The organism is Aggregatilinea sp. (genome assembly GCF_036822615.1).
Taxonomy (GTDB): domain Bacteria; phylum Chloroflexota; class Anaerolineae; order Aggregatilineales; family Aggregatilineaceae; genus Aggregatilinea.
Map to the genome: position 1 here is coordinate 44,135 of NZ_DAISHJ010000013.1, position 16,167 is coordinate 60,301.

Below are 16,167 nucleotides of genomic sequence, written 5' to 3' on the forward strand. Positions count from 1 at the left end.
TCAGTGTACGATAATTTATGGTTTCCGGCTTTTTCACCTCGCGTCGCTGGCGCTGCTGCGCGGCTCGCGCAAGGACGCCCTGCGCTACCGCCTGCAAGCCCTGCGCCACGATCCGGTCGTGACGCTGAAGCGCGGCGCGGGCAACCTGCTGCGCCGTATGGGGCTCCGGCAGTAACGGATCGGCGGATGCTGGAAAAGCCTCTGGGCGCGTGGTAAACTACCGTCACGCACCCCCGTAGCTCAGAGGATAGAGCGCAGGTTTCCTAAACCTGGCGTCGACGGTTCAAATCCGTCCGGGGGTACAGATCGAGTCAAAAAACGGCAGCGCGCGCTGCCGTTTTCGTTTGGTTAAAGGCGTTTAATGGGGAGACTCAACGCGCGCTAAAAGAATTTAACGACAATATCGTCCACGATGTTCGCCGCGTCCCCAATGCGCTCCGCCGCGTGGAACAGGTGGCGGTAGATCTCGCGCAGCTTGAGCATCGTTACCACGCTGTCGAGATCCTTGGGCTTCTTGAACAGATCGGCCAGCGCCGTCGCATAGAGCGTCTCCATGTCGTTGTTGACGCTGCGGGCGCGGATGGCGTGCGAGCTGGCGACGTTCGGGTGCTGCGTCAGGCGGTCGATCGCCAGTTTGATCTCCTCCGAGCCGCGACTGAGCAGCGACGCCATCTCGGTCAGGAAGCTGTTCGGCGTGACGTTCAGAATATCCATCTCGTTGATGGTAAACCACGTATCGTCCAAAATATCGTCGATGGCACGCGAGAGGGAATAGATGTCCTCGCGGTCGATGGGTGTCACGAACGTCCGGTTCAGTTCGTCCACCAGGATGCGCCGGATCTCGTCTGCGGCCTTTTCAAGCTGCTGCACCCGCTGCGCGTTCTTCTTGTTCGGCTTGTTCATGTAATCCATCAACGCCCCGGCAGCCTCGACATTCAGCACGCACTGCTCCTGAATGCGGACGATGAACCGGTCCGGGCTGCGCGTGAAACGCTCCCGTACGCGTTGGGGAAAACTGCGAACCGCCGTAAGTACGACGTTAATCATGCAAAGTTATCCTCTTTTGTATCAAACCGTCAGGCGGGTGGGCGGGAAGGTAAAATTATTTTAACCGATCTGGCAAAATTTGACTATCACCGTTCCGCCACCGCTTTTCCACCGGGGTTGATCCGCGCCGCGCGGCAGGATAAGCTCGTGCGGTGGAGTCGGGCGGCGCGGCCCGTGCGCGATCGATGGGGGAAGGTAAGCGTGATTCAATCCTTTAATGCGGTGATCCCATGTTCGTTTACGGCGTAATCGCGCTGCTGGTCGGGGCGGCGCTGCTGACCGGCGTCTTCGGGCTGGCCGTGCGGCTGCACCGCCGCCACGCGCTGCCGTACGCGCTGCTGTCGGTCGGCATCCTGACCGGGATGGGCGCGCTGATCGTGCAGACCGTGCTCATTCGCGGGCTGGATCGCGGGCTGATGGGCGTGCTGTCCATCGGCGCGCTGGCGATCGGCCTCAGCGTGGGCGTGACGCACGAGATCGCGCGGCTGTTCGGCTACCAGTACCTCGCGCGCAGCACGGTCACCAAACCGCAGGCGATGATGATCGGGCTGGGACACGGGCTGGTGCAGCCGGTCTACAACGGGCTGGTGGCGATCGGCATGGGGCTGTCGATGATCGGCGGCGGCGGCGACCGTCCCGACGACCCGGCGAGCCTGCTTTCCGGCGCGGGCGCGGACGCGCTCAACAGCTTTTTGCCGATCTTCATGCACATGGCGCTGGGCTGGATCGTGCTTCAGGTGTTTCTGCGCGGCGAGATCGGCTGGCTGTTCGCGGCGATCTTCCTGCACAGCGTGGTCGAGATGATGGCGGCGCTCATCGGAACGGACGCGAGCTGGCTGCTGGCGGCGTGGTGGCTGCTGGTGGCGCTGACCAGCGCAATCATTCTGGCCCGGCTGCGCCCGCCCGCGCCCGGTTAAGAACGAAGGAGAGAGGCCATGCCGCTGTTCATGCCGACCGAAGCGCAGTGGCGCACGCTGCACAAGCTCTACGACGCCGGGCTGCGCGGCATCCCCGGCAGCGCCTCCGGCTACCCCACCGCCGGGACGTGGAACGTGATCGAATCGCTGCGTGCGCTCGATCCGCCGCTGATCACGGAAGCGTACGACACGCGCAAAGGCTTCGGCAGCCGCCCGATCATCGTAATCACGCTGGCGGGCATCCGTTTCTACGAAAAACACCAGCGCCTGTACAACGCGCTCTACCCACCGGCCCGCAGCACCCCGTAACGTTCGAGCCACCGGAACGGCGGCTATCCCACACAGGCAAACGGGCCTATGCTCCCAGTTCGTGCAATTTATCACAATAGCATCCGCCGAATTAGGCAGATCGACTTCGGCCCGAGGTGCGAAAACGCGCCGGGAGGCCAACATCGTGCATTGTTTCCTGGCAGGATCGGCGGAATGCGTTAGGATTACCGTGGATTTGTGATGGGCGCACCGGCCTTACAGGGGCGCTATAAGCATTCGGATGGAAGCCATGAACCTCGATGATATGAACCTCCTCCGCGACATTGACAAAGACGATATGCTGTTTCACGTCAACAATTTTGCGAACCAGCTCGAACAGGCATGGACGCTGGCCGCGACACTACCGCTGCCTGAGTCGCACCGCCAGCCGCGCCAGATCGTCGTATGCGGAATGGGCGGATCGGCCATCGGTGGCGACCTGACCGCCGCGCTGATCGCCGGGACGAGCCCCGTGCCGTTTTCGGTCGTGCGCGGCTATGACCTGCCCGCGTACATCAACGGGCCGGAAACGCTCGTCATCGCCAGCAGCTTTTCGGGCGGGACGGAAGAAACGCTCGCGGCAGTCGAACAGGCCGTGGAACGCGGCGCGACGCTGCTCGCCATCACCACGGGCGGCAAGCTGGCTGCACACGCCGAAAAGCACGGCTATCCGCTGTGGCAGTTCGACTACAAGAGCCAGCCGCGCGCGGCGCTGGGCTGGAGCTTCGGCATGTTGATGGGCCTCGTGTACCGCCTGGGCTACGCGCCCACGCTGGACACGGACCTGCACGAAGGCATCGCCCTGCTGCGCGAGTTCCAGCCGGAATACGCGCCGGAAAATCCCGCCGCCACCAACCCGGCCAAGCGCGGCGCGGGGCAGTTGATGGGCCGCATCCCGATGTTCATCGGCAGCGGCGCGTTCGAGCCGGTCGCGCGGCGCTGGAAGGGACAGCTCAACGAAAACGCGAAGGTGTGGGGCTGTTGGGAACCCATGCCGGAAATGAACCACAATGCCGTGGTCGGCATCGAGCATCCCGACGACCTGATGCGCCACGTGTGCACGGTCTTCATCTCGTCGCCGCAGTTCGATCACCCGCGCGTGGCGCTGCGCAACCAGCTCACCTACACCCTGTTTTTGGAACACGGCATCATGACCGACCGCTTCCAGCCGCAGGGATCGTCGCTGCTGGCGCAGATGCTGCACGCGATCCAGTACGGCGACTACCTGAGCTACTACGCCGCGATCGGCACCAAAACCGACCCGACGACTATCGCGCCCATCGTCGAGCTGAAAAGCTTGATGGCCGAGCGCGCCTGATCCTGCACCTTAACACCGTTATCGTTCAGAAAAACACCGGCGGGAGCCAGCCTCCTGCCGGTTTTTGGGCGCTGCCTGTTCCTATCCGCCGCTGTTAGATGGAGGGCTATCCCGAATGTCCGAGAACCAACCCGATCACGTTCGTCTTTTTATTCCCGGCCCGGTCGAAGTTCGGAAAGAGATTCTCGAAGCGCAGTCGCAGTGGATGATCGGCCACCGCTCGACCGACTTCGCCGATCTCTACGCACGCATGCAGGGCAAACTCCAGCAGACGTTTTACACGCAGAATCCGGTCTATATTTACACCTCGTCGGGCAGCGGTATCTGGGAATCGGCATCACGCTGTACGGTGCGCGAGGGCGCGAAGATCCTGCACCTGACCTGCGGCGCGTTCAGCGAGCGCTGGGCAGACGTCAGCCGGACAAACGGCAAGGACGTGGACGTGATCGCGGTCGAGTGGGGCCAGGCGGTCAAGCCGGAGCAGCTTGAAGACGCGCTGAAGCACGGCCAGTACGATGCCGTGGCGTGCGTGATGAACGAGACCAGCACCGGTGTGCGCAATCCCGTCGAGGACTACGCGCGCATCATGGAAAATTACCCGGACACGCTGTTCCTGGTGGACGTGGTGAGCATTTACTGCGGCGCGAAAGTGGACGTGGACGCCTGGGGCATCGACGTCTGCCTGACCAGCACGCAAAAGGCGTTCGCGCTGCCGCCGGGCATGGCCTTCGGCGCGGTGTCGCCCGCCGTGCTGGAACGCGCGAAGGAAGTCAAGAACCGCGGCTATTACTTCGACGTGCTGGAAATCGACAAGCACCACCGCAAGAACAATACGCCCGCGACGCCGCCGGTTTCGCTGATGTTTGCCGCCGACAAGCAGCTTGACGACATCCTGGCCGAAGGGCTGGACGCGCGTTTCGCCCGCACCGCGCACATGGCCGAAATGACGCGCGACTGGGCCGCCCGCGCCGGGTTCGAGATGTACTCCGAAGACGGCTACCATTCACCGACCGTTTCCAACGTGGCAAACAACCGTGGGATCGACATCGCGGCGCTGAACAAGTTCCTGCGCTCGCGCGGGATGGCGATTTCGAACGGCTACGGCAAGCTCAAGGGTCAGGCGCTGCGCATCGCGCACATGGGTGACACGCAGCCCGCCGACCTCGAAGAACTTTTCGCCGCGATGGACGAGTATTTGCAACAACAAGGGTAGGCCGTCGATGACTCAGATCGTTCTCGTACCGGACAGTCTGGAAGACAAGGGACTGCAAGTTCTGTATAACACCGAGGGCGTCGAAGTCAACGCGCCGGGCAAAATGACCCGCGAGCAGACGTTGGCCGCCGTGCCGAACGCGAACGCCCTGATCGTGCGCAGCGATACGAAGGTCGATAGTGAACTGCTCGACCACGCGCCCAACCTGCGCTTCGTGGTGCGGGCGGGCGTCGGCGTGGACAACATCGACCTGGACGAATGCACGCGCCGCCGGGTCGTCGTCATGAACGCGCCGGACGGCAACACAATCAGCACCGCCGAACTGACCTTCGCGCTGATCCTGGCGCTGGCGCGGCACATCCCCGCCGCCGACGCGTCGATGCGCGCCGGGAAATGGGACCGCAAAAAGTTCATGGGCACGCAGCTCGCGGGCAAAACGCTGGGCATCATCGGCTTCGGGCGCGTGGGCCGCGCCGTGGCCGAGCGGGCGCAGGCGTTCGGCATGACCGAAGTTGCTTACGACCCGTTCGTGCCGGAGCGCGTCGCGCGGCACCTGGGCCTGTCGATCGTGCCGCGCCTGGATGACCTGTTCGCCGAGGCGGACATCATCACGCTGCACGCGCTGGTCACCGACGAGACGCGCGGCCTGATCAACGCCGAAAACATCGCCAAGATGAAAGACGGCGTGCGGATCATCAACGCGGCGCGCGGCAAGCTGATCAACGCGGCGGATCTGGCCGAGGCGCTCAAGAGCGGCAAGGTCGCGGGCGCGGCGCTGGACGTGTACGACACGGAACCGCCCACGGCGGATAACCCGCTGCTGGGCCTGCCGACCGTGATCTACACGCCGCACCTGGGAGCCAGCACGGTCGAGGCGCAGGAAGCCGTCGCAGAGCAGGCCGCGCAGCAGATCGTGAACGCGCTGTTCAACGATCGCTTCGACAACGTGCGCAACCGCGGCGTGTTCGATACGCTGTAGGACCGGCGGCGACAAACAACCGCGACCTCACCCCCGGCCCCTCTCCAACTTGATTGGAGAGGGGAGAAAAACATGTTTTCGACGGACTGTCGAGGGGCGATGCAAGCATCGCCCCTATTGGATCGGGCGAAAACAGGTCCATGCTTGCCACTGAAACGTTTATGGCAACTTCTAGCAAACCCTGTCTCACGCGAGAGACGGCAGAGGGCGGGTCGATGAGGCTCGCCCTTTTTCGTGCCAGTTTCCGTTTCCGTCCGAGTGCGGTAAGATGGACGCATCCCAATTCACTCAAGAAGCGGTGCAGCCGCACACCCATGAGCGACAACTTCGACCTGTTTCGCAACCCACCGGATGAGCCGGAAGAACCCAAGACGCCGCCCCGGCCACCGCGAGCCATCGCGCCCAGAGACGCTTACGACGAGGCAAAACCGCCGTCCGCGCGAGACGCCGCCCGCAACCGGCGCGCCATGCAGGCGGACGGGTTCCGCGTCCAGACGTTCAACAACGGTGAGCTGGTCCAGCCGGAAGCGCCGACCAGATCGGAGGAGCCGGTTGACCTCGATGACGAGGACGACGGCGACGAGATCGAGGTCTTCGACGACGATCCCGAACTGCTGGACGACGAAGACGACCTGGACGAGGATGAGGGCGAGGACGACGGCGACGAGATCGACGCGGCGCTGGCAGCGCGGCGCGGCGAGCGCTCGAAACGCCGCCGCCAGCCCGTGCTCAGCAGGCCGCGCATGATCATCAGCACGTTTAGCTCACTGCTGACGGTCGCGGTGGCCGCCGTGCTCGTCTCGACGCTGTTTTCGTTGTGGACCAGCCCCACGTTCTTTTCGGACGAGTTCCGCGCCGGGCTGAACCGGGTCCAGGCCACGCAGCGCCTGATCAACATCCAGCCCACGCCGCTGCCGACCAGCGCGCACGCCGTCAAGATCGGGATCGTGGCGGGGCACAGCGGCAAGCCCCAGGATCCCAGCCAGAACCTCGACCCCGGGGCGGTGTGTGACGACGGCCTGACCGAGCTGAGCGTCAACCAGGCGGTCGCGGGGCGAGTGCTGGCCGCGCTGCAGCGCGACGGTTATTCGGTCGAGCTGATGGGCGAGTTCGACGACAAGCTGGAAAATTACCGCGCCGACGTGCTGCTTTCGATTCACAGCAACGACTGCCAGGATTACGGCCCCGAAGCGACGGGCTACATCGTGGCGTCAGCGGCATCACGCGGGACGACGCGCGGCGAAGACGAGCGCTTGCTGAACTGCATGATCGAGCAGTACGGCGCGACGACCGGGCTGCCGCGTCACTTCGGCGTCACGGTGGACATGACCGAATATCACACCTTCAGCGAGGTGTCCGCCGATACGCCCGTGGCGATCATCGAACTGGGCTTTTTGCGCAACGACCGCGCTATGCTCACCCAGCAGCAGGATCTGCTGGCACAGGGCATCGCCAACGGCATTCGCTGCTTCTTGCGGCCCGACATTTACACGACGGTCACTGAAGTTACCCCCGACGCGCCCGCGCAGTAGCCGCGATCCGCGCCGTTCTTTACTGTGATTCCGGTACTCATTCGCAGGGTGGAGACGCCAACCAGATGGACTACGAGATCGTGATGTACAGCCGTTTTTCGCCGTGCCCCTACGTCCGCCGGGCCAAGCGGGTGTTCGAGCGCGAGAATATCCCCTACCGTGAAATGCTGATCGACCAGGATCCGGTCGCCAAGCAGCGCGTGCTGGACTGGACCGGCTTCCTGTCCGTGCCCACCATCATCGTGGCGCGCCCCGGCGAGGACCTGCCCTACGAAGATCCCGCGCCGCTGGCGGCGGGCGAAAGTCCGCGCAACGTGGATCGGGGCAGCATGATCACCGAACCGGGCGAGATCCCGCTGGAAAACTGGCTGCGCAAGCACGGGTTCCTGAAATAGCGCCGGGCGCACCCCAACCGCACTGATGCTGAAACGATTTCTGACCCGCCTGTGGCGGCTAGCCTGGTGGCAAAAAGGCATTCTGGCAGGACTTGGCGCGCTCGCGGTGCTGGCCACCGGATACGTGGCGCTGAAGCTCTACGGCAACACGCAGAGCAACAGCGGCGTGTACATCGGGGAATGGTTCAATAACCCCGGCGATCGCGCCCACCTGATCACGACGCGCGAGCAGTGCTCCGACGCGCCGTTCTTGCTGCCATCGGAGGGTTTCATCGGTCTGCTGTGGCGCGATCCCGACGGCCCCTACACCGTGCTGCACCGTCACAGCGGGATCGACATCTTCGGAGACGGCGACCTGGGCGAAGTCCCGGTGTATGCCGTGTACGAGGGGTATCTCACGCGCCTGCCGGAGTGGAAATCGACGGTGATCATCCGCCATGACGATCCGCTGCATCCCGGCGACACGATCTGGACCTACTACACGCACATGGCGTCAGAGGACGGCGAGACGTCGTTCGTGGACGAGGCCTTCCCGCCCGGCGCGAGCGAGGTTTGGGTCGAGCAGGGGACGCTGCTGGGATACCAGGGCGACTATTCGGGCAACGCGCTGGCCCCGGTCGGGCTGCACGTGCACCTGAGCATCGTCAAAAGCGAGCTGGACGGGTCGTTCATGAACGAGGCGGACGTGAACAACACGCTCGATCCGTCGCCGTACTTCGGCCTCCACCTGAGCATCGACGGCAAGCCGGATCGCCCGATTACGTGTGCGAAGTAGCGGCGCATCGGATCATCACCGCGACCTCACCCCCGGCCCCTCTCCAATCAAGTTGGAGAGGGGAGCAAACTCCCCCACACGATTTTGTAGAGGCGGGTTTCACATCTAGGTTTCTATAACGTCGCTACACCCTTCTCACAGGTTCCGATATGCCCCGCCGCGCGGCGCGACCTCCAACACCAAGACAACCAACTCGACGTCCTCGACTGCGTACGAGATGCGCCAGTCGCCTACGCGCACGCGGTACAGGTTGTCGTAGCCGGACAGTTTCTTGCAGCCGTCGGGCCGAGGGTCACGGGCCAGATCGCGGATCGCGGCCATCAGGCGTTGGAGCACGTCTTTCGGCAGCCGCCCCAGGACTTTTTCCGCCCGGCGATGAACGACGATCTGCCATTCTCGGTCCGGCTCACTCATCCAGCAGGCCCTTCGCACGCAGATCAGCTTCGATGTCTTCCAAAGGCCGCGCAGTGGACGGGTCGCGCCGCCATTCCTCGTAGAGCACCCCGGCCTGACGCGCAGCGCGCAGATCGTCAAGCTCGCCTTGCAGCGCCTCATAATCCTCGACGGGAATCAGCACGGCGACCGGCTGGCCGTTGCGCTCGATCACCACGTCGGCAGTCCGTGAAAACACTTTATCGAGCACGTCACGCCACTTGCTGCGCGCATCCCGGCTGCTGATCGTTTCGGTGGTCATCGTTCCGCCCTCCACTAACGGTACATTATGTACATAATGTACCACAATTTCCGGCATGATGGCATGCGGGATCGCTATTGACCCCCTCCCGCCGCGCCGCTATAATTGCGCCAACTTTATAGTCACCCGGAGAGGTAGCATAGTCTGGCCTAATGCGCGCGCCTGGAGAGCGCGTGAGCGGTAACTCCGCTCCGTGGGTTCAAATCCCACCCTCTCCGCCAGAATTCATCCGAAACGGCAGGCGATCATTCACGTCTGCCGTTTTTGGTTCCGTTCCCACCCTCAGGAGGCTCCATGATCACCGTCGAGTTTGCGCGTCCGCTCTACGAAGGCAGTGACCCGATCCACGACTTCGACCACGTGCTGCGCGTGCTGGCGCTGGCCCGCCGCATCGGGCAGGCGGAAGGCGCGGATCCGGACGTGGTGGAGACCGCCGTGCTGCTGCACGACATCCACCGCGCCGACGAGGATCAAGGCCACGCGGCAGGCGATGCCGAAGTGGGCGATCACGCGCTGCTGGCCGCCGACGCCGCCCGACAGATCCTCGCCCGGCAGGACCCGCCGCCCTCGGACGAGTTCATCGAAGCGGTGGCGCACTGCATCGCCGCGCACCGCTTCCGCAACAGCATCGATCCGCAGACGATCGAGGCCAAAACCGTGTTCGACGCGGACAAGCTGGACGCCATCGGCGCGATCGGCATCGCGCGCGCCTACGCCTACGGCGGTATGATGGGCCAAAAGCTGTGGGGCGAAGTGCCCGAAGGCTACGCCGGAAACGGGCCGGATCACACCGCGTACCACGAATTCGTCTATAAGCTCTCCAAAATTCAGGACCGCCTGACGACCGCCACCGGGCGCGCCATCGCGCAGGAACGCCACGCCATCATGGTGGAGTACTTCGACCGGCTGCGGGCCGAAATCGAGGGCCGGGCCTGATCACACCGACAGGAACAGGACAAACGCAGCGAAGCCGTTGACCATTCCCCGGCAAGATCGCGCATAATAGTAAGAGAAAGCACATTTTGCTGTGATGCGATCACGCCTTGCACCTGCCGCGCCGCCGGACCGGTCCGGCACAGCGCGCAGGCGGACACAATGAGGGGTAACGATGAAACGACTTCTAGGAGTCCTGATTCTGGCCGCAGCGTTGATGGCCGGGCCATTGAGCGCGCTGGCCGCGCCGCCCGTCCAGGCCGTCACACCGGCGATCACGGCGTTCACCACCACGGCGACCGACGTCAGCCGCGCCGCGCTCGAAGCGCGCACGGCGCGCGTGCCCATCGCCTGGGCGACCGAGGGCCGCACGCGGGTCGCTAACCTGGCCTTCGACCAGATCCTGCCCAACGGCGACGTGATCGATGCCGAGATCCCGCGCGAGACGCCGTGGGTTCCCGACAGCGGATCGGGCGTTGCCGCGCCGATCCTGCCCGCCGACGATGCGACCGAGATCACGCTGCGGATTCAACTGCGCAACGTGCTCACGGGCGAGGTCTACGACGAACAGACGATCGTGCTGCCGATCAGCGACACCGGCGACGCGGGCGGGGAAAATCTCGACCGTCCGGCGATCACGGCTTTCAACAGCTACGGCGTCGAGCCGACCCTGGAGAATTTGCAGGGCGGCGCGGCGCGCACGCCGATCGAGTGGTCCACGGCCAACCGCCCCGCGACGGCCAATCTCGTCTTCGAGCAGGTGCTGCCCAACGGCAGCGCGGTCAATATCGAGCTGCCGCGCGACGACCCCTGGCTGCCCGACAGCGGCTCCGGCGAGCTTGCGCCCATCGCGCCCGGCAGCGACGCAACCAGCTTCACGCTGCGCGCGCGGCTGGTCGATCTGGTGACGGGGCGCGTGTATGACCAGCGCGAGATCGTGTACGCGATCGGCACACCCGCCCCGCCCGAAATCACGGCGTTCACCACCACCGCGCCCGCCGTCAACGCCGACTCGCTGGCGAACCGCAGCGCGCGCGTCGCGGTCGCGTGGGACGTGTTCAGCCGTCCATCCAACAGCAACCTCCTGTTCGAACAGGTCATGCCGGACGGCGATACGGTCAACATCGAGCTGCCGCGCGGCGACCTGACCGTGCCGTCGTCGGGGACCGGCGTCGTCGCGCCGATCGCGCCCGGTGGCAACGCGCCGGAAATCACGCTGCGCCTGCGTCTGATCGATCTGGCGTCGGGCGAGACGTACACCCAGAAGGATCTCGTGATCCCGGTCACGGACGAGCCGCTGGGCGAGCCGCAGATCGTGTCGTTCACCGCGTCCGACGCGTCCGTGGACGCGAGCGAACTGCTCGACGGCACGGCGCGCGTGCAAGTGTACTGGCAGGTGGATAACCGGCCCGATGGCAGCAACCTCAAGTTCGAGCAGGTCATGGCGGACGGATCGACGGTGAACATCGAACTGCCGCGCGACAATCCCGACGTGCCCACGGCGGGCGCGGGACAGGTTGCGCCCGTCCTGCCAGAAGGCGACGCCACCGAGATCACGCTGCGCCTGAGCCTAATCGACACGGCCAGCGGCAGCGCCTATACCCAGAGCGACGTCACGGTTCCAGTCGATCAAAGCACGGTGCAACCGGTTGTGAGCCGCTTCGACACCAACGACCTGAGCGTGCAGCGCAGCCAGCTTGCCGACGGCACCGCACGCGTCGCCGTCGCGTGGCAGGTCGATCACCAGACCGAGGGGACCAACCTCGTCTTCGAACAGCTACTGCCGGACGGATCGGTGGCTAACATCGAACTGCCGCGCCCCGACCCGATCGTGCCGTCCAGCGGTCAGGGAACCGTCGCGCCGGTCGATCCCGGCAACGCGGACGTGATCACGCTGCGGATACGGCTGGTGAACCTGACCGACGACAGCACCCTGGCGGAGCGCCTGCTGTGGCTGCCGGTCGAGCCGCCAGTCACGGGCATCACGATTAACAGCTTCACCGCCGACCCGGCACAGGGGCAGCGCGGCGACAGCATCCGCCTGTCGTGGAACACGACTGCCGCCACAGCGTCGATCACCGAAATTCTGCCCTCGGGGCGCACCGGCCAGGTCTACGACGATCTGGCTCCCAGCAGCGAGCTGGACGTCACGCTGTCCGGCGGTCAGGGCGCGCGGTTCGTCCTGGCGACCTACGGCGACGGCAGCACCGGGCCGGTCAGCGCGGTCACGGTGAGCGCGCCGACGCGCGAAACCACGCCCGCAGCAACGAACACCATGGCCTTCCAGCCCTTCGAGCACGGCGTCATGGTCTGGCTGAGCGAGTCGCAGACGATCTACGTGCTCTACGAGGACGGCACGTACGGGATCTATCACGATAACTGGCAGGACGGCGACGCGGAAACCGTCACCGAGACCGCGCCGGACGGCCTCGTCGTGCCGCAGCGGGGCTTCGGGGCGATCTGGTCCGGGCAGGAGGGCGTCCGCGATCGCCTGGGCTGGGGCACCGCCGCCGAACAGGGCTACACGGCGGAGACGTCGACCGACGCGGACGGGCGGCTGATCCTGCCGATGCCGGATGGCAGCGCCGTCGTTCTGGGCGACGGCTGGAGCATGCAGTAACGATCACATGGTTTTTGGTGACACACACGCCCTGGCAGACGATCCGCCGGGGCGTGTTTTTGTGGTCCGAGGAACCGGGAGCCTGCGCCATGCCGACCCCGATTGCGCGATCCGTGCCGCTGCGGTACGATCCCGCGCGGTGAACTGGGGGGTATTGTTACGTACGGATGATGGAGCTACACAAAAATGATTGACGAACCCGAGATTTCGCTCGAGGATACCAATCCGCACGAGCCGGTAAATCTGGACGAGCGGTTACGAAACGAAGAGCCGCCCCTCAGCGAAGGGGATACCAGCCCGTCAAGGATCGTACGCCAGGAACCGCGCCGCAGCAGCCGCGCCCAGCAGATCATCGGGGCGCTGATGCTGCTGGGGGCGCTGGGGCTGACGATGGCCGCGACGGTGCTGTGGCTGACGGGCGGCGACGATACGACGCCTGTTGAGCCGACCGGGCAGCCGGTCGCGCAGGTGGCCGGGCCGACTGCGACGGACACTACCGCACCCACGCTGATACCGGACGCGCCGGAAGCAGACGCGACGGTCCCCGCCGCGCAAGCCGCCGCACCGCACATATTTCCCACCGCTGCCGCTGACGAGATCGCTGCCGCGCTGCTCACCCCCGCGCCGCAGCAGCCGGTCGCGTACATTCCCCGCGATAACGCGCCGTTCACCATCCAGTCGCAGCACGAGCGCTCGGAAGTGATCCAGTACACCGTGCAGCAGGGCGACACGCTGGAAAGCGTCGCGGCGAAGTTCGGCCTCAACGACTTCTACACGCTGATCTGGTCCAACACCCGCAACTCGATCAACCCGATGCGCCCCGGCGTGCAGATCAACATCATGCCGACGGACGGCGTGTATTACGAAGTCACCGAAAACATGACCATCGGCCAGCTGGCCGAAAAGTACAACGTCGATCCGTACCAGATCATCGATTCCGAGTACAACAACACGGACTCGTTCAGTCTGTTCGGATCGAGCGAGGACACGCTACTGACGCCGGGCATGAAGGTCGTGATCCCCGGCGCGAAGGGCGAGCAGATGAATCTGCTGGCGGCCAATACCAGCAACGCGGGCGCGGGCAGTTCGGGCAGCGTCAGCGGCTCGTACTCGCTGTGGGGCTGCACGGCCAACATCAGCGGCGGCACCCTGCCCGTAAGCAACCCGCTCAGCGGCGGCTATACCTGGATGCAGAGCTTCATCCCCGGCGTGCACGAAGGCGTGGACCTCTCGCCGTCGATGGGCACCGGGACGCCGGTCGGCGCGGCAGGCGCGGGCACGGTGGTGTATGCCGGGTGGAGCAGCTACGGCTACGGCAACGTGGTCGTGGTCGCGCACGGCATGGCCTTCACCGTCTACGCCCACCTGAACAGCTACAACGTGCGCTGCGGCCAGGACGTCGGCGCGGGGCAGCAGATCGGGCAGGTCGGCAGCACCGGGAACAGCAGCGGGCCGCACCTGCACTTCGAGGTCCGCGACGCGAACTTTAACCCGCGCAATCCGCAGGACTACGTAGGCTTCTAGCATGAGCGACTCAACCCTGGCTTCCGTGAGACAGCAGTGGCCGGTCATCGGGCACGAGTGGGCGATCGAGCATCTCGACCGCGCGCTGAAGCACAACCGGATGCGCCACGCCTACCTGATCACGGGGCCGGGGCATATCGGAAAAACGACGCTGGCGCGCTCCTTCGCCTCGGCGCTGGTGTGCACCGGAGAAAACGCGCCGTGCGGCGAGTGCCGTGCGTGCCGGTTGATCGCGCGGGGGAGCCATCCCGACCTGACGATCATCGACTCCGGCGAAAAGGGCAGCGTGTTGAAGATCGAGCAGGTCCGCGAGCTGCAGCAGGTGCTGTCTCTGAGGCCCTACGAGGCCCGCTACCGCGTCGCAATCCTGCGGCGCTTCCACGAGGCCAATCCCGCCGCCGCCAACGCCCTGCTGAAGACACTGGAGGAACCCACGCGCGACGTGGTGATCATCCTCACCGCCGATTCCGCCGACGCGCTGCTGCCCACGATCATCTCGCGCTGCCAGCCGATCCACCTGCGCCCGCTGCCGCTGCAAACCGTGCGCGACGCGCTGCTGGATCAGTACGGCGCGACGCCGGAACAGGCCGAGATGCTGGCGCGGCTCTCCGGCGGGCGCATCGGATGGGCGATCGCCGCGCTGCAAGACCCCGCCGAGATGGAAATGCGCCAGCAGGCCGTCGAGTGGCTGGAGCAGGCGCTCCAGGGCAAGCGTAGAGAACGCTTCAAGCTCGTCGAGGCCCTGCCGGGCGATAAAGGCGAGCTGCTGCCCCTGCTGGACGTGTGGCAGGGCTACTGGCGCGACGTGCTGCTGCTGGCGAACGGCAGCAGCGCCCCGATCACCAACTACGACCATGCCGAGCGGTTGAGCGTGCTGGCGAAGGCGGTTGGGCCGGACGCCGCGTATCAGGCACTGGACGCTACCTGCCACACCATCGTTGCGCTGGGGCAGAACGGCAATACGCGGCTGGCGCTCGAAGTGCTGATGCTGGACTACCCCACGCTCTAACCCCCGTCGATCCGTTTGCTCAGGCGCACGGCGGTCGTGCCGTCCGGCAGATCCTCCGGCTCGCCTATCACGACGTAGCCCATCCGCCCCCAGAAACGCAGCGCACCGGGATTGTTCACCTGCACGCCCAACTGTATTTCGCGGATCGCCGGATTCGCGCGGATTTCCGACTCCGCCGCGCCCAGCACGGCTTCCCCCAGGCCGCGCCCGCGATACGGTGAGCCAATCATCAACAGCTCGATGAACGCCACCGCCGGATCGCCCTCGAAGCCCGCCGGAATGACATCCAGCACGCCCGTGAGCCGCCCTTCCGCGTCATAGATGCCCCGGAACACGCCTCCGGCGTCGTGTGACAGGCGCAGGTCCTGTTCGACCATCGCGGCGGAAGCGTGCGGCTGCGGTCCGAGCGCGAGAAAATCTTCGCACTGCCGATACAGGGCTAACAGTGGTTCAAGCTGCGTTTCATCGACCGGAACCAATTCGAACGATGGGTGCTGTGGCGGATTCATCCTGACCTCGCTTTTTAAGGACCTGACTTTTCAGGTATCGCGCTGCGTTTTTGTTGTGCACAGGTATCCTGATTCTAAGAAGCTTTTTCTTGTGGATGAAAAGAAGAATAAATAGTAGTCGTAGTCGTAGAGCCTGTTCGTATGTCGATAAGCGAGCCGAAGATCTTTTGAGGCTCGATCTGCACGCCCACATCTGGCAGCACGAAAAGAGTCATACACCACATCTCTGCTCTATTTCCAGAATCACCCTGCCGGGGTTGTGATTCTGCCGTAGACACCGCCTGTTGATAACTGTGAACAGTTGTCCACAGTATGAACAGGCTCAAAATCGCGCAAAATTCCGCTCATTTGTTCGCGCCAACATCTGGTGCCGACCCGATGTTCTATCCTATT

Annotated in this window: 17 protein-coding genes and 2 tRNA genes; 15 read left to right on the forward strand and 4 right to left on the reverse strand. The window is 64.6% G+C overall.

Going from position 1 to position 16,167, the window contains the following annotated elements; all coding sequences use genetic code 11:
• Positions 1-229 precede the first annotated feature (229 nt).
• Positions 230-302: transfer RNA gene (locus V7116_RS06630), tRNA-Arg, on the forward strand.
• A gap of 79 nt (positions 303-381) precedes the next feature.
• On the opposite strand, the gene V7116_RS06635 is transcribed toward V7116_RS06630, so the two are convergent.
• On the reverse strand, positions 382-1,047 hold the full coding sequence (locus V7116_RS06635) for a DUF47 domain-containing protein (RefSeq protein WP_324391108.1): 666 nt from the start codon (positions 1,045-1,047) through the stop codon (positions 382-384).
• Between the two features lie 230 nt (positions 1,048-1,277).
• On the opposite strand from V7116_RS06635, the gene V7116_RS06640 reads away from it, so the two are divergent.
• The 8 genes from V7116_RS06640 (at position 1,278) to V7116_RS06675 (ending at position 8,485) form a co-directional block, all read left to right on the forward strand.
• Positions 1,278-1,964, forward strand: coding sequence for a hypothetical protein (locus V7116_RS06640; RefSeq protein WP_324391109.1), 687 nt, complete (start codon positions 1,278-1,280; stop codon positions 1,962-1,964).
• 18 nt (positions 1,965-1,982) lie between these two features.
• A complete protein-coding gene (locus tag V7116_RS06645) occupies positions 1,983-2,273 on the forward strand; it encodes a hypothetical protein (RefSeq protein WP_324391110.1) in 291 nt (96 codons plus the stop codon).
• A 250-nt stretch (positions 2,274-2,523) separates the two neighbouring features.
• A complete protein-coding gene (locus tag V7116_RS06650) occupies positions 2,524-3,591 on the forward strand; it encodes a bifunctional phosphoglucose/phosphomannose isomerase (RefSeq protein ID WP_324391111.1) in 1,068 nt (355 codons plus the stop codon).
• A gap of 115 nt (positions 3,592-3,706) precedes the next feature.
• Positions 3,707-4,804, forward strand: a complete 1,098-nt coding sequence (locus V7116_RS06655; RefSeq protein ID WP_324391112.1) for a pyridoxal-phosphate-dependent aminotransferase family protein — start codon at positions 3,707-3,709, stop codon at positions 4,802-4,804.
• Between the two features lie 7 nt (positions 4,805-4,811).
• Positions 4,812-5,783, forward strand: coding sequence for a hydroxyacid dehydrogenase (locus tag V7116_RS06660; RefSeq protein ID WP_324391113.1), 972 nt, complete (start codon positions 4,812-4,814; stop codon positions 5,781-5,783).
• 314 nt (positions 5,784-6,097) lie between these two features.
• A complete protein-coding gene (locus V7116_RS06665; protein WP_324391114.1) occupies positions 6,098-7,315 on the forward strand; it encodes an N-acetylmuramoyl-L-alanine amidase in 1,218 nt (405 codons plus the stop codon).
• 65 nt (positions 7,316-7,380) lie between these two features.
• Positions 7,381-7,710, forward strand: a complete 330-nt coding sequence (locus tag V7116_RS06670) for a glutaredoxin family protein (RefSeq protein ID WP_324391115.1) — start codon at positions 7,381-7,383, stop codon at positions 7,708-7,710.
• Between the two features lie 25 nt (positions 7,711-7,735).
• Complete coding sequence (locus V7116_RS06675; protein ID WP_324391116.1) at positions 7,736-8,485, forward strand: M23 family metallopeptidase; 750 nt, start codon at positions 7,736-7,738, stop codon at positions 8,483-8,485.
• A 135-nt stretch (positions 8,486-8,620) separates the two neighbouring features.
• Here V7116_RS06675 and V7116_RS06680 read toward each other — a convergent pair whose 3' ends face one another.
• Together V7116_RS06680 and V7116_RS06685 are read right to left on the reverse strand one after the other, a co-directional pair.
• Complete coding sequence (locus tag V7116_RS06680) at positions 8,621-8,899, reverse strand: type II toxin-antitoxin system RelE family toxin (RefSeq protein ID WP_324391117.1); 279 nt, start codon at positions 8,897-8,899, stop codon at positions 8,621-8,623.
• The gene (locus V7116_RS06685) at positions 8,892-9,179 is read right to left on the reverse strand and encodes a type II toxin-antitoxin system Phd/YefM family antitoxin (protein ID WP_324391118.1); all 288 of its coding nucleotides are present in this window, start codon (positions 9,177-9,179) and stop codon (positions 8,892-8,894) included. Before V7116_RS06685 ends, V7116_RS06680 begins: the two co-directional genes overlap by 8 nt.
• Positions 9,180-9,307: 128 nt before the next feature.
• Between V7116_RS06685 and V7116_RS06690 the strand changes: the two genes are divergently transcribed.
• The 6 genes from V7116_RS06690 (at position 9,308) to holB (ending at position 15,265) form a co-directional block, all read left to right on the forward strand.
• A tRNA-Ser gene (locus V7116_RS06690) sits at positions 9,308-9,400 on the forward strand.
• Between the two features lie 73 nt (positions 9,401-9,473).
• The gene (locus V7116_RS06695; protein ID WP_324391119.1) at positions 9,474-10,115 is read left to right on the forward strand and encodes an HD domain-containing protein; all 642 of its coding nucleotides are present in this window, start codon (positions 9,474-9,476) and stop codon (positions 10,113-10,115) included.
• A 172-nt stretch (positions 10,116-10,287) separates the two neighbouring features.
• Complete coding sequence (locus tag V7116_RS06700) at positions 10,288-12,732, forward strand: hypothetical protein (RefSeq protein WP_324391120.1); 2,445 nt, start codon at positions 10,288-10,290, stop codon at positions 12,730-12,732.
• A gap of 14 nt (positions 12,733-12,746) precedes the next feature.
• Positions 12,747-12,875, forward strand: coding sequence for a hypothetical protein (locus V7116_RS06705; RefSeq protein ID WP_324391121.1), 129 nt, complete (start codon positions 12,747-12,749; stop codon positions 12,873-12,875).
• A 43-nt stretch (positions 12,876-12,918) separates the two neighbouring features.
• Positions 12,919-14,256, forward strand: a complete 1,338-nt coding sequence (locus tag V7116_RS06710; RefSeq protein ID WP_324391122.1) for a M23 family metallopeptidase — start codon at positions 12,919-12,921, stop codon at positions 14,254-14,256.
• A gap of 1 nt (position 14,257) precedes the next feature.
• A complete protein-coding gene (holB, locus tag V7116_RS06715; RefSeq protein ID WP_324391123.1) occupies positions 14,258-15,265 on the forward strand; it encodes a DNA polymerase III subunit delta' in 1,008 nt (335 codons plus the stop codon).
• Here the strand turns inward: holB and V7116_RS06720 are convergent.
• On the reverse strand, positions 15,262-15,774 hold the full coding sequence (locus V7116_RS06720) for a GNAT family N-acetyltransferase (RefSeq protein ID WP_324391124.1): 513 nt from the start codon (positions 15,772-15,774) through the stop codon (positions 15,262-15,264). The genes holB and V7116_RS06720 overlap by 4 nt on opposite strands.
• Between the last annotated feature and the right edge of the window lie 393 nt (positions 15,775-16,167).